The sequence below is a fragment of the Actinoplanes oryzae genome, from assembly GCF_030757795.1.
Lineage (GTDB): Bacteria > Actinomycetota > Actinomycetes > Mycobacteriales > Micromonosporaceae > Actinoplanes.
This window is the reverse complement of sequence record NZ_JAUQWH010000053.1, coordinates 1-13,439: the sequence shown is the minus strand read 5'-3', so window position 1 is coordinate 13,439 and position 13,439 is coordinate 1. Positions and strand designations below refer to the sequence as shown.

Annotated in this window: 9 protein-coding genes; 5 read left to right on the top strand and 4 right to left on the bottom strand. The window is 68.8% G+C overall.

Translation table 11 applies throughout. The annotated features are described in order from the left end of the window. Positions 1-143: 143 nt before the first annotated feature. Together RBH18_RS18930 and RBH18_RS18925 are read right to left on the bottom strand one after the other, a co-directional pair. On the bottom strand, positions 144-593 hold the full coding sequence (locus RBH18_RS18930; protein ID WP_306209565.1) for a hypothetical protein: 450 nt from the start codon (positions 591-593) through the stop codon (positions 144-146). Next, complete coding sequence (locus RBH18_RS18925) at positions 586-1,569, bottom strand: hypothetical protein (RefSeq protein WP_306209564.1); 984 nt, start codon at positions 1,567-1,569, stop codon at positions 586-588. The genes RBH18_RS18930 and RBH18_RS18925 overlap by 8 nt, the downstream gene beginning before the upstream one ends. A gap of 568 nt (positions 1,570-2,137) precedes the next feature. Here RBH18_RS18925 and RBH18_RS18920 point away from each other — a divergent pair. From RBH18_RS18920 to RBH18_RS18900, 5 genes are all read left to right on the top strand, one after another. After that, positions 2,138-2,299, top strand: coding sequence for an FxLD family lanthipeptide (locus tag RBH18_RS18920; protein WP_306209562.1), 162 nt, complete (start codon positions 2,138-2,140; stop codon positions 2,297-2,299). A gap of 232 nt (positions 2,300-2,531) precedes the next feature. After that, on the top strand, positions 2,532-5,453 hold the full coding sequence (locus RBH18_RS18915) for a lantibiotic dehydratase (protein ID WP_306209559.1): 2,922 nt from the start codon (positions 2,532-2,534) through the stop codon (positions 5,451-5,453). After that, positions 5,450-6,670 (top strand): lanthionine synthetase C family protein, encoded by a 1,221-nt coding sequence (locus RBH18_RS18910; RefSeq protein ID WP_306209557.1) that lies wholly within the window; start codon positions 5,450-5,452, stop codon positions 6,668-6,670. Before RBH18_RS18915 ends, RBH18_RS18910 begins: the two co-directional genes overlap by 4 nt. Positions 6,671-6,701: 31 nt before the next feature. After that, a complete protein-coding gene (fxlM, locus tag RBH18_RS18905) occupies positions 6,702-8,747 on the top strand; it encodes a methyltransferase, FxLD system (protein WP_306209555.1) in 2,046 nt (681 codons plus the stop codon). 42 nt (positions 8,748-8,789) lie between these two features. Further along, entirely contained in the window at positions 8,790-9,923 is a 1,134-nt protein-coding gene (locus RBH18_RS18900) for a hypothetical protein (protein WP_306209552.1), read from the top strand. 173 nt (positions 9,924-10,096) lie between these two features. Here RBH18_RS18900 and RBH18_RS18895 read toward each other — a convergent pair whose 3' ends face one another. Both RBH18_RS18895 and RBH18_RS18890 read right to left on the bottom strand, forming a co-directional pair. After that, positions 10,097-10,933 (bottom strand): hypothetical protein, encoded by an 837-nt coding sequence (locus RBH18_RS18895; protein ID WP_306209550.1) that lies wholly within the window; start codon positions 10,931-10,933, stop codon positions 10,097-10,099. A 181-nt stretch (positions 10,934-11,114) separates the two neighbouring features. Beyond that, positions 11,115-13,268 carry a hypothetical protein gene (locus tag RBH18_RS18890; RefSeq protein WP_306209548.1) on the bottom strand — a complete coding sequence of 718 codons (2,154 nt, stop codon included), beginning with the start codon at positions 13,266-13,268 and terminating at the stop codon, positions 11,115-11,117. Positions 13,269-13,439 lie beyond the last annotated feature (171 nt).

Sequence of the window (13,439 nt, the reverse complement as noted above, 5' to 3'; positions counted from 1 at the left end):
GCTCCAACCTTCAAACATCGAGGTCGGCAAGATCTTTACGGGGCTCCGCTCAGCAATATTTGGCGCCGGAAGAGGGCTTCGGTGCGACGTGCGTGATGAACGTTGGGAGGTCATTCGGTGTGCCCGGAGACGACGGCGGTGGCTTACAACTCGATGACGGTGTTGGGGTCCTTCATGGCGCGGATAAGGTCGCCGATGTCGCCGACGTGAGCGAGCGGGGACACCCGGGCCATGTCGACGATGCCATTGATGATCCCGGGGATCGCATCGGTATTACCAGCTTCGAGGGCCCGATCGAGGCTGTCGAGCAGCCGGGTATGGACTTCACGCCGTTCGAGGTAGACGTGGTCGAAGTAGTCCCGCAGGACCGTCTTCGCCGCCTTGATCCGAGCGATCTCGGTGTCCCGGGCTGCGCTGATCTGCGCGCGTTTCGTCTTCTCGGCCTGGTATGCCGCGAACGGATCGCGGGCGATGCCGACAAACTGGGTGAGGGCATCGACGACCTCGCTGGTGTTGGGGCCGACGCTGCCGCTGGCGGTGGGGTTTTTCTCGGCCGGCAAGGCCTGGCCGCTGTACACGATTTTCTCAGGCATCGGAGTTGTCCTCGCACGCGCGGCGGTACTTGATGATCAGATGCTCGGTAGTTGGGTCGAGGCGGCACTTGCCGTCAGAGATCGGCGCGGTGCGGATCTGCTGCACGCCGACGACCAGATGCCGGGCGGCATCCAGACGATCACGGTGTTCGGCCGGATTGAACGGCTCGGACTCCAGGACGTCGAGCGCAGCCGCAGCCCGGGTCATGTGCTCGGCGAGGAAATCGCCGAGTTCTTCCGCGCGCAGGCGCACACCGCGCAAAAGTTCGTCCTGCAGCTGAAGCTCCCCGATACGGGCGCTGATGATCTGGTGGTGTTCGGCAGCCTGGGAGTGAGCCAGGCTCCCTTCCTCCAGCGTCGTGAGACCGGCGGAAAACGCGGCGGCGCTGCCCACCATCGCGATCCGGACTTTGTTGCCAAGGGCCTTGCCGCCGGCGCCGGTCGACAGGGGGCCGCCGCCGAGCCACGAGTCGCCGGCGTTCTTCTGCGCAATCCCGGACAACGCGGAAACAGGTCGACCGGTGCTTGCCTTGCCGAAGCGAAGAACCACGGCTTTGATCACCTCGGCAGTGCCGGTACCAGCCGCAACAGCCTTGACGGCGCCGCGAGCCCACCCGCCTGCGTTCACATCGAACTTCGCGACAGGGGCCACAGACAAAGCTGGTGGCTCGACGCCGTCGACGACCAGGTGGTCGGCCGCCCGGACCTGAGCCCCGTTACGTTCCAGGAACGCCTTCATCCGCAGGATGACGTCGTGGTGAGCGCGCTCCTGCAGCCGACCGTACGAGCGCAGCGCCTTGTTCGTTCTGCTGACCCTGGACCGGTGCTCGGCATGGCGTCGGTCGTACCGGCGTTGGTCGGCACGGATCTGCCTCAACGCTCGGACATAGTTGAAGCCACCAACGGTGACTCCCGCGGCGCCGGTGACGCCGACGAGACCGCTGCCGACGAGCCCGGCGAGTGGAACTACCTGCATAGACACCCTTTGCTGCGTCGAGGGACGCGCCGCGCCCGAGGAGCTTCGCAAGCGAAGGGTATCCGCTTCACTCAATCAGGATGGTCGCCTGACCATCTTCAGTAAACCCGGGCTTATGGCCCGATATGCAGGCATTCTGAGCGATTGATGAGGGTGTCGACTCCGACGGGGAGCCATTATTGAAGGGCGTTTTAGGCGGTTTGGCCGCGCTTTCGAGCTGCGGGCCACACTGACGCCTCACTGCATCGACGGTCTGCTCTATCGAGAGAATCACCCTCACGAGCTAAAAGCCGCAGTTCAACGGTGCTTCGTGGAGTAACTGGCACGGTTCCCCGACGGTAACCGCGACGGTTTCTGCACCTCCCCGACGGTTCCAACTTCAGCGAACGTTGAGGTCAGACGGCGCAGGGACCGGCCCGGAAATCGGGCCAACGTCCTGGGGCACTACAGGGCCCCGGCTGCAAGCCCTCACGGCCGGCCGTCTTCCCGGCTGCACAACCACGTGCGGCTGCGGTTGTTCGCGGACGGGAACCGCCAACCCGCCCGCGCTGACAGAAGGAGTCCCTCGATGACCCCAACCGCCCAGTACGCCACCTCGGCACCGATCGAAACCGACGGTGACGACGGTTTCGACCTCGACGTGCGTCTCGTCGAGTTCGGCCCGACCAGCGCGCTGCTGCTCGCCAACACCGACGACGGCTGCGACACGCAGAAGCAGGGCGACTGCTGATTCCCGCCACGCTCGTCCCCGGCCGCCCCGCCGGGGACGAGCGGTCCCCGGACGACCAGACCGAAGCGACAGGAAGGACGCCGCCATGAACTCGCCCATCGGCTATCGGCCGGTCGCCGCGGCGATGTGGCGGTGCGCCGCCGACACCGATCGCAGTACGCCGCCATGGCCGGAGACCGGCGAAGACACGGCGTGGTGTTCCTGGATCGACCAGGTGTGGTCCGACCCCACCATGACCCAGGCCGTGGCCCTGGCAGCACCGACGTTCGCGGAAACCGTCGACCGCCTTACCAGCCAGCGCACCCCCGATCTCGCGCGTCTACACCGTGCGTCGATCTCCCTCGCGCGGTACCTGGTGCGGATGCGTCGGAGGGCTACACCGTTCGGACTGTTTGCCGGCGTCGCGCCACTGGCTATCTCCGGTCCCGCGCATCAGGCGCGGGCTGAGGGGCAGCGGGCCCGGCTGCGAGCGAACGGGGACTGGCTCGACACGATCATCACCGAACTCGAGTCGACGCCGGGCGCGCTGCCAGGCCTGCGAGTCGTGGCCAACGACGTGATGACGGTCCGCGGCACCCGCCTGCACATCGGCTGGCGTCCGCACGGCCACGCCCAGAGAGGCGACCGGCCGACGGCCGCGTCGCTGCGGCATACCCGGCCGGTCGCCTTCGCGCTGGCGCAGGCCGCCCATCCCACGCCGGTCAGCGATCTGCTCGCCAAGCTCAAGGCCGAGTTTCCGGCCGCCCGCGGCGAGGCCCAGGAGGCGTTGGTCAAGCAGCTGATCGAGGTCGGCGCCCTGATCTCCGACCTGCGTGCGCCCTCGGTCCATGTCGACGCGCTCGGCTACCTCCTGAACGTCCTGAACCGGATGCGAACGGCCGACGCTCCTCGCAGGCGACGGATCGTGGAAGAACTCGGGGCGATCCACACCGCCATCGAAAGCGACGAGCAAGCCCCGGCCGGAGCCGAAGACCGTCGCGTTCTCATCGAGCGGATGCGGGTGCTCGCCGATACGCCGCAGCCGCTTGCCGTGGACCTGAAGATCGCCGACGTTCCCGCGATACCCGCAGCCGTCGGCGGCGCCGCCGCGGAGGCGGCCGCCGCACTCCTGCGGTTGAGCCCGGCGGCATACGGGAAGCCGAGCTGGCACGAGTACCACGCCCGTTTCCTCGACCGGTACGGCGCAGGGGCCTTCGTTCCCGTTCGCCATCTGGTGGACGAAGCGGCCGGGCTCGGCTTCCCCCGACACTTCACCGACACCGCCAGCCGGCGCCCGACGGCTGTCACTCCTCGCGGCCTCTGGCTGCTGGCGCTGGCTCAGCAGAGCGCGCTGGACGGCGCCATCGAGGTCGCCCTCACCGACGCGGACCTCGACGCTTTCACCGGCGGCAACGGCGTCCGGTGGCCGGCCCACCTGGACATCACAGTCGACGTCCGGGCCGTCAGCAAGGCGGCCCTGGAAAGCGGCGATTTCGCCGTCTCGGTGATGGGCGTGGGCCGCAGCGCCCTCGCGACCAGCGGCCGATTCCTCGACCTGTTTCCCGGCCACGAACGCGAGGTGCTCGCCGCGCTGCCCACGGCCGTTGACGGCGCCGTGCCGGCGCAGGTGTCGTTCTCCCCGCACCGGCCCAGCATGCAGACCGTCGCCCGGGTCGCCCAACTGCTGCCGATGGTCCTCACCGTCGGCGAGCATCATCGCGACGGCCCGGACGTTCTGCGGCCCGACGACCTCGCCGTCCTGGCCGACCTGGACCGCTTCTACGTGGCCTCGCTCTCTCGTCGGCAGATCGTCGAACCGGTCATCACCTGCGCGGCCGCACCGCACACCATGCCCCCGCTCATGCGGCTGCTGCTCGAACTACCCCACGCGACGAGCACCCCGATCAGCCAGTTCAGCTGGGGAGTCGCCGGCTCCCTGCCTTTCCTGCCTCGCCTGCGATACGGCCGCGTCGTGCTGTCGCCCGCCCGATGGCAGCTTCCCGCCGGAGAACTTCCGGACCGAACCGCACCGGGGCCGGAGTGGAGCTACGCCTTCGAGGCTCTGCGCAACCGGCTGCACCTTCCCAGCTTCGTGTCCGTCGGAGCCGGCGACCAACAGCTGCGCCTCAACCTGGACGACCCGATGAACCTCGCTCTGCTTCGCGCCCACCTCAACCAAACCGTCGGCACAGTCCAGGTCACCGAGGCCCCAGCCGACGGCGACTACGGCTGGTGCGGCGGCCGTACCCACGAGATCGTCGTACCTCTGGTCACCACCGCGGCGCCGGCCCGGCCACCGGCCGCCGCAACGCGCGCAACGTGGGGGCCGCTGATCGGCCACGACCACGCCGACCTGCCAGGCGGATCGTTGCTGTTCGCCAAGCTGTACGGGCCGCCCGACGCGATCGACGCGATCATCACTGAGCAGCTTCCCCAGCTCTGGGCACAGTGGGAGACACCGCCGGAATGGTGGTTCGTCCGCTACCGCGACCCCTACCCGCACCTGCGGCTGCGGCTCCCGACGACCAGCTACGGCCGCGACGCGACCCGGCTCAGCCGTTGGGCAGCCCGCCTGCGCGACCTCCGGCTGGCCGGCGATCTGACCCTGGACACCTACCGGCCGGAGACCGCCCGATACGGCGACGGCCCTGCGATGGCCGCCGCCGAGATGCTCTTCGCCGCCGATTCCGCCGCCGCGGCCGCCCAGGTCGCCGCCGCCGACGGGCATGCCTCGGAGGCTGATGCGCTCGCGGCGGCCAGCCTGGTCGACCTGCTCGCGGGCCTGCTCGACGGGACGGAACCGGCCATGCGCTGGCTGCTGGAGAATCCCGAGCTGCATCCCCGAGTCGCCAATCCGGACCGCGCCGTTCCACGCCGTGCCTTCGACCTGGCCCCGGTCAACGGCGACGATGCCGGCCCAGCAGACGCCCGCGGCCTCAGCCCACAGAGCGCTGCAGCGTGGCGCCAGCGGGCACGAGTTGCCCATCGCTACGCCCGGTGTCTCCGCGAGGACGCTTGCGGGCCGACACCGGAGGTCGCCGCCGTGTCGTTGCTGCACCTGCACCACAACAGGGTCTTGGGCCGCGACCCGGAGCGGGAAGCCCGCGTCTATCACGTGGCCCGATCCGTCGCGCTGACGCACGCCGCCCGCCGCGCGCAGGGCAGGCCGTCATGATCGCGGAACGGATGCCGCTCCGGACGCTGGCGCACGCGCTGGCCGACGCCTTGGCCGAACCGCCGATCGGTGACCCGCCGGACGAGCTCTGGCTGCACCAGTCGCTCTCGCAAGGCGCGGCCGGGATCGCGATCCTGCACACCGCAACCGTCAACGGCCGGCACACCACCAGCCGCGTCGACGCCTGGCTGAGCCGGGCGGTCAGCGCACCGCTGACGTCCGCCGCACGCAGTGGCCTCTGGTTCGGTGTCCCGGCCGCCGCGTTCGCAGCCACGATCGGTGGCCCGAGCCGCTACCGCAGCGCGCTGGCCACCCTCGACCCCGCCGTCGACCGTCTCGCCCGCGAGCGGCTGGACGCAGCCCGCGCCCGGATGAAGGCGGGTGCCCGACCAGCGCTCGACGAGTTCGACCTCGTCCGTGGCCTGACCGGGATCGGCGCCTATCTGCGCCTACGCGACCGCGATTCCGCTCTGCTGCGCGAAGTCCTCGCCTACCTGGTCCAGCTCACCGAACCGGTGCCGGCTGACGACGAGGCCGGCATGACGGTCCCGGGCTGGTGGGTGCCGCAGCCCCCATCGCTCGGGTCGCCGGTCACCGAGCACGCGAACCTGGGCATGGCCCACGGCATCTGCGGACCGCTGACCCTGCTCGCCCGCACGATGCACGACGGGGTGACCGTGCCCGGCCACCGCGACGCCATCGCCCGCATCACCGCCTGGCTCGACCAATGGCAGCAGCCGGGCCCCGCCGGACCCTGGTGGCCGAAGTACGTCACCCTCGCCGAAACCCGGGCCGGACGCCCCGACCGGATCCTCCCGGGCCGGCCGTCGTGGTGCTACGGCACCCCGGGCATCACCCGGGCACAACAACTCGCCGCGATCGCGGTCGGCGAAGATACCCGGCAAGCGGCCGCCGAGGATGCCCTCGTCCGGTGCCTGCGCGACCCGGCCCAGCTCGACCAGATCACCGACCCGTACCTGTGCCACGGCTGGGCCGGCGTCGCCGCGACCGCCTGGTGCGCCGCCGCCGACGCGCTCACCCCCGACCTGGCCGCCCTGATCCCGTCCCTGGCCGACGCGGTGACCGACAGCACCGCCCGCACACCTCTCCCGCAGCCGCCGGGCCTGATCAACGGCCGCGCGGGCATCGCCCTGATACTCGCGACGATCTCCGCCACGAGCCCCAGCCACTGGCTGACCTGCCTGCTCGTCAACTGACCGACCAAACAACACCGATGGGAAGCAACCGATGGACACGGATCCGACCACGCCTGACTGGCGGCAGATCAACCTCACCTGCCTCGACTGGCGGGCCGCCGAACACGTCGCCTTCACGACGCTCAGGCCCCTGCTGACCGCCGCGTCCGAGGCCACGGCCATCGACAGCTGGTGGTTCATCCGCAAGGGCGACACCTGGCGCGTACGGGTGCAGTCGGCCATCCCGCAGTTCATCGACGAGGCCATCCTCCTGCTCTCTGCCGACGCCAAGGTCCGAGACTGCGGGGCAGCGATCTACGAACCCGAAACCGCCGCCTTCGGCGGCAACGACGGCATGACCGTCGCCCACCACCTCTTCCACGCCGACAGCCGATTCCTGCTCGAGCACCTCGCCACCGCCCGCGACACCCACCGCCGCGAACTACCGCTCATCCTCGCCACCCGGCTCATGCGCGGAGCCGGCCTGGAACCCTACGAGCAGGGCGACTGCTGGGCCCAACTGGCCGAAGAACGCGAAGCCAGCGCGGCCCTACCGCCGGGCACCGACCTGGCCGATGCCGTACGGCATCTGGTCACGGCGACGACCGACACCCCCGTCAGCCCGCTGAGCAGCACACCCGCCTGGGCCGACGCCTTCGACGATGCGGGACACCGCCTCGCGCGGCTCGCCGCCGACGGCGACCTCACCCGCGGCCTGCGCGCCGTCCTCACCCACCACCTGATCTTCCTGTTCAACCGGCACGGCGTCTCCGCCCAGGACCAGCACCAACTCGCCGCCGCCGCCCGCAACGCCTTCTTCGGACCACCACCTCAGCCGGTGGACACCCGCCCGTCATCCACCGCGACCGGAGTCGGCGCCACTACCGTCGCCACGGTGACCGACACCGACGACAACCGCACCGCGCACCTGCGCAACGACCTCACCGACTGGATCAAAAGCCGAGGAACCTTCCACACCCCGACCGTGGAGGCGGCGTTCCGCGCCGTCGAACGGCACCGCTTCCTGCCCGATGTCCCGCTCGAGGTCGCCTACGGCCGCAAACCGGTCGTCACCCAGCGCGCCGACGACGGCACCTCGACCTCGTCCGCGTCGAGCCCGAACCTCGTCGCCACCATGCTCGAACAGCTCGGCGCCCGCGACACGCAGAAGGTCCTCGAAGTCGGCGCCGCCACCGGCATCAACGCGGCACTGCTCGCCCACCTGGTCGGCGATGGCGGCACTGTGGTCACCATCGAGTTCGACCCCGACCTCGCAGCCGGGGCCGCCCGCCACCTCACCGACGCCGGCTACACCCAGGTCCACGTCATCGCCGGCGACGGCGCTCTCGGTCACGCCGACCTCGGCCCCTACGACCGGATCATCGTCACCGCCGAGGCCTGGGACATCCCGCCCGCCTGGTGGGACCAGCTCGCCGCCGACGGCCGCATCGTCGTCCCGCTGCGCCTGCACGGCAGCGGCCTTACCCGCTCCCTCGCCCTCGACCTCACCGAGCCCGGCCTGCTCACCAGCACCTCGGCCGTCGTCTGCGGCTTCGTACCCATGCGCGGCACCACCGAACACGCCGACCAGCACATCCCGCTCGCCGACGACGTGATGATGCACGTCGACGCCGGTGACCTGCCCGACTCCACCGCCCTCGCCGGCGCGCTCACCCAGCCACGACACGAGGTCTGGACCGGCATCGAGGTCCGCCACGACGAACCCGCCGAACACCTCGACCTGTGGCTGCTCACCAACACCGCTGACCGGTTCGGGCGCCTGACCGTCACCCCCACAGCCCGCCAGGCCGGCATCGACCCGGCACTGCGCTGGGGCGGCGCCGCGCTCTACGACACCGGCACCGTCGCCTACCTGATCACCCGCGACGTCAACGACGACGTGGTCGAACTCGGCGTCGCCGCGTCCGGTCCCGACGCCGGCAAGCTGGCCACCGCCGCCGTAGACCTGCTCCACCAGTGGGACCAGCAACGCCCCACCCAACCGAAGATCACAGCACGCCGCACCACCGCCGGCGACCCCGACCCGAGCGCGCCGCACCTCGTCCGGCCACACACCACCATCACGATCTCCTGGTGAACCGACACCGCTGAGACCCGGGGCACGAGAGGAGCACCGACCATGTCGGCCACCACACCCGAAGCCTCGCCCACGGCAACCGACCTCGCCGACCTCGCCGCGAGGCGATACCCACTCGTGCCCCGGCCCCGCCCTGCCGCCCAACCCCTCACCGACCGGATACGGCGCGTCCGTACCCGAGCCGAACAGGCCGCCACGAACGATGACGACGCGCTGGTCATCGCCGCCGAAACGCTCAACCTCGCCGCACTGATCTACAGCGACTGCGGTGCCCCGGACACCGCCCGCGAGCTCTGCTGGCGCCAGTACGCCGCCTTCGCCGACGGCGGCCCCTACCCGGCCGACACCGCAAAACTCGCCCTGCAACCGCTGATCAACATCGGCCGGCTGCACACACGCGCCGGCAACGGCACCACCGCCTACGAGATCCACCGCAGCATGTACCAAGCCGCCTGGCGCACCGCCACCACGACCATCGAAGGCCGACCGGTCGCGCTCGGCTCACTCGTCCGGCCCGGCCCTGATCAGCAAGCCGTCGTGCAATGGCTCTGGACCGTCCTGCTCGCCGACGGCCTGCGCGCCCTGTGCCGCGCCGGCCGGTGGACCGACGCCGCGGACCAAGCAACAGCCCACGGCGGCGTCGGCGAACGCCCACTCGACGGACGACAGATCGCCATCATCGCCAGCTCAGCCGCCGGCGATCACACCGAAGCCAGCCGGATCATCGCATGCACCATCTGCACGACAGCCTGGGAACGAGTGATCCTGGACAGCCTGCAAGCGCTTCACCTTCGCTGGTCGGGCGGCGCTCCAGCATCAGCCGCTACGCGCCTGCTGACCGCCTATCGCACCCTTCCCGACGACCCGCACCATGGCCTCTTCCTTGTCAGGCTCGGACTCACCGCTATCGACATCGCCGGGCCGGACGCGGACGTCGCCCCCGCGCTGCAAAGATGCGAAAACATCGCCCTCGGCTCAAACGATGCCCATGCCGCCTGGGAACTCCTGCAGCACCCAATCCAACAGTCTCTGATGCACGGATCAACCGACAGGCTCCGCGCGGTGGTCGATGCCGCAGGGCTGAAGAACACCCCGTCCGTCAACCTCGCCACTCAGTTGGAACCAGCAGTCGACCGGAGCATCGCCACGCTCCAGCGCCATCTCTCAAAGCACTGAGCCAGCGGCATTGGCTCTGGTCACGTTTCAGCGGCTTCCGGACCCGTATTCCCGACGGTGCTCTGATCTCACGCCATCGCGCCGACAGGCAGCGGTGGGCCTGCCCCGCACCAGCGTCGTGGCAGCGGCCCTGCAGGGTGAGCGCCACGAATCCTGGCCGCACCATCATGCTCCTAATTAAGGCGAGCAATGTGACGTTTTACGATGCCTGCGGTCGAGGCAATTAGGGTTACGGCATCCTCACGGCTGTACGTGAAGTCCTGGGTGACTGGGTCATCGTGGGCTGCTCCGCTGAGCAGGGAGAAGAGATCTTCGACCATCATCGCGAACCGTTCATCGAGCAGGCGCTGATGAGCGTCGGTCTTCGCCTTGCCTGACTGGTAGACGGTCCGCATCGCGGCCCGGACCGGTTCTAGTGCCTTGCGGGCCTCGCCGAGCGCCGGGTCATACTTTCCGTCGAGCAGCAGCTGGCGTGCCTCGTTCAATCGGGTGACGGCGCCGACCATCTCGGCGTTCTGCGGCATGGGTACAAGCACGTCGATGAACGATGCCGCGGCGATACGTTGAGTCTGCTCGCCCCACGTGGCAGAGCGCACCACGAGGAACGAGTCTCCGGTCCGCGCGATCAGCTCCGGCGGCGTCCCGGATACTGTCGACACATCGAAGGTCAGGTTCAACCAGAAATCACCGCTGGCTGCGCGGAGCTCGTCGATAACCCGCAGTTGCTCGGCGCTGACGTAGCCGACCAGCCGTACCTCAGCACCTCGCAGGGTCGGTGTTACCGGGTAGGCCCCCTCCAGCCGACAGAGCATCTGACGGTTCTGCTGGCTGAGCCGGCTCACGTCCGCGGTGGCTGCGATCCGGTACGAGCGCGCTGGTGCTTCGACCGCGAGCGCGGCCCGAAATCGTAGCTCCAGCCGGGCTCCGCCGGCCGCCAGAGCCAACGACAGCGCATCGGTGGTCTCCTCCAGCTCAAGCCGCTGCCCATCGCCGAAGTCGATCGAGGCCATGCTCGCCACGTCCGTACCCTTTCTCTTCTGTAGACGCCGGAAATGCGGGTTCACTGTCCCGCAGCACTCGCCTTGTGCGCCACTGATTACTCAGCGTGTCGCGGATGGCTTAGAGATCCACTGCCCGGCCCGGGCCATCGCTGGTGAGCTGTCCTGCCCGCCGGGCGGACAAGCTGCTCGTTCAGCTCGCGTCGGCGGGGTTGGTCTGGTTACCGGGCACCTCGACCATCACCACGTGTCGTGCGACCGGGCCGCCCTGGATCTGCACGACTGCGTGCGAGACGAGCTCGGTCAGATGCGGCGACGGGCTCTTGTCTCTCGGCTTTTTCAAACGGAGTACGACGAGGAAGCCGATCCGCACATCGGAGGCCTGGTAGCTGACCGTCTGCTTGATGTACTTGGCCTTGTGAGCGATGGGCACGGCGGTTCCGTCGGCTTTCAGTTCCAGATAGAAGTGGAAGCCCGAGAAGGTCGTCTGGATGTCGGTACGGCCTGCCCCGACCTCATGAACCTCCACGTTCGTGGAGCTGGCGAGCTGCCCCTGTGACAGCCAGTCGTAGAGATCGTCGTGCAGGTCCTGCTCTGAAGCATTCGGATCGAAAAGGTATTCTTTGGTGGATTTCTGGGTGTTCAGTCGCCGGGCGACGAACTTGATGAGCTGGTCGAGCACGATCCCCGCAGCGGGAACGACGTCATCTCGGAAATCCGGGCTGGTGGAGAGTTCGGCGAGCATGTGCTTCCGGACGGCGGTGATCGTGACGTCCGGGTCCGGGTTCGCTGAAGCTTGCCGGTCCGCGATATCGGCGGCCAGCGCCGCGAGCTCGATCGGGTCGAGGCTAGCCAAGGTTGCGATGAGCGCGGGGTAAGGTCCCAAAAGCTCGGCCAGCAGGGGCGGAATTTCCGCCTCCTGCTGCTGTGGTTTTCCCGGCGGCTCCCCGGTGGCGGTAATGCTTGCGCGGGCGCTCGTCAAGACGATCTCGGCCGTCGTCAGGCGCTTCTGCAGCTCAGAAGCATCGTTGCCTGCCGCCAGCGTTGCGGTGACGCGCCGGCGCAGAGCCTCGGTGTGGTCGCTGAGGTGACGTAGGAGCCCGGCGCGGGCCGCGAAGCCGTCGGCAACAGCCGGCCTCAAGACCTTGAGGACGGTTTCTGTGCCGTGAGCGTTGCGGGTGATGTCGTAGGACCGCGACGCTGAATAGATGTCCAGGACATCGTCGAGCACGACGGCCGCGTCGTAAAGGCTGTCCCGGCTGAGCTGGTCTCGGAGCCAGGCAAGGTCGGCGGTCAACCGGTTCCAGCTCTGGAGGACGGCGAGCTTCCGATCGCCGCTCCAGTGGTTAAGCCCGTACGCGCCGAGGGCGAACTCGCTGGCTTGGCGGGTGACCTGTTCGACTTCGACGAGAGATGCGTGCCAGGTCTTCGCGTCCTGCAGCGCAGGCTTACCCGTCAGAGAGCGCAGCAGGCCGTGGAGCAGCCTCAATGCGGAAAGCAGCATGGCGGCGTCGCCACGGTCGTCGACCGTGGTCACGAACTCCAGCGCCTCGACTGCCGCAGCGAATCGGTCGAGGACCTGCCCGGTCTCGGTGCTGCGCAGTGCTCGGGCGATCTCCACGTTCGCCTTCGCCCACATCGCGTCCGACGCGATGTCGCGGTGATACGTGTCGTTGCGCTCTAGCACCTCCGGCGCTGGGGCGACGGTGTAGGCGGGGGGTTTCTGGCCAGTGAGGATGTCGATGACGTCTGCGACGTCGTCGTCGACCGTCCAGTAATCGAACGCCAAACCGACGGTTCTGACGACTGCTTGGGCGTACCGGCGTGGTTGTGGCTCGGCAACGTCTTCAAGGACCCCGAGGAGCTTGTTCTTCGAGGCGAACCCCTGCACGGCGAGCCGGGCGACGGCCTCTAGCGCGACCGCATGCCGGATGACGGAGTGGTCCGGCGGTGCGTCACCGTCAGTGCGCGGGGGAACGGCGAAGACCAGACATGACGCGGCGATCTTGGAGCCGATCATGCCCGCCAGGACCGTGTCGGCGCAGATGGTGTCGATGTTCGGCGTGAATTGTGCCGGGTCGGTTGACCCCAGGACGGCTTCGGCGAGCGCTACTGCGGCGGGCTTGATCGGGGCTAGGTCCTCGCCGTCCGCGGCAGCACGGGCTGCGTCACGTGCCAACAGTGACACCGCCGGAGTTAGCAGCGGTTCATCGATCAGGGTCGGCGCCAGGACCTTGATCGCGTCCCATCCGCCGAGCCGGTCGAGCAGGTCCTCTGGCGGCGGCCCACCGGTGAGGTTGAGGAGGAGCTCAGCACCGATGACAGCTGGGTCGAGCTGGTCGGACATGCCTCCTCCTCACGATCCGTCGAGGCCTCTAGTTCTACGGTTCCTGTCTATCAGCCCTGGTCACGTACTTGGTGTGGAGTGTCACCACACGAAGTTCGTGCCGGTGGCGACCAGGAGGTTCTCGGCCGCGATGACCTCGCGCAGCGTCGGGCCGTGAGTGGTGGCGACGAC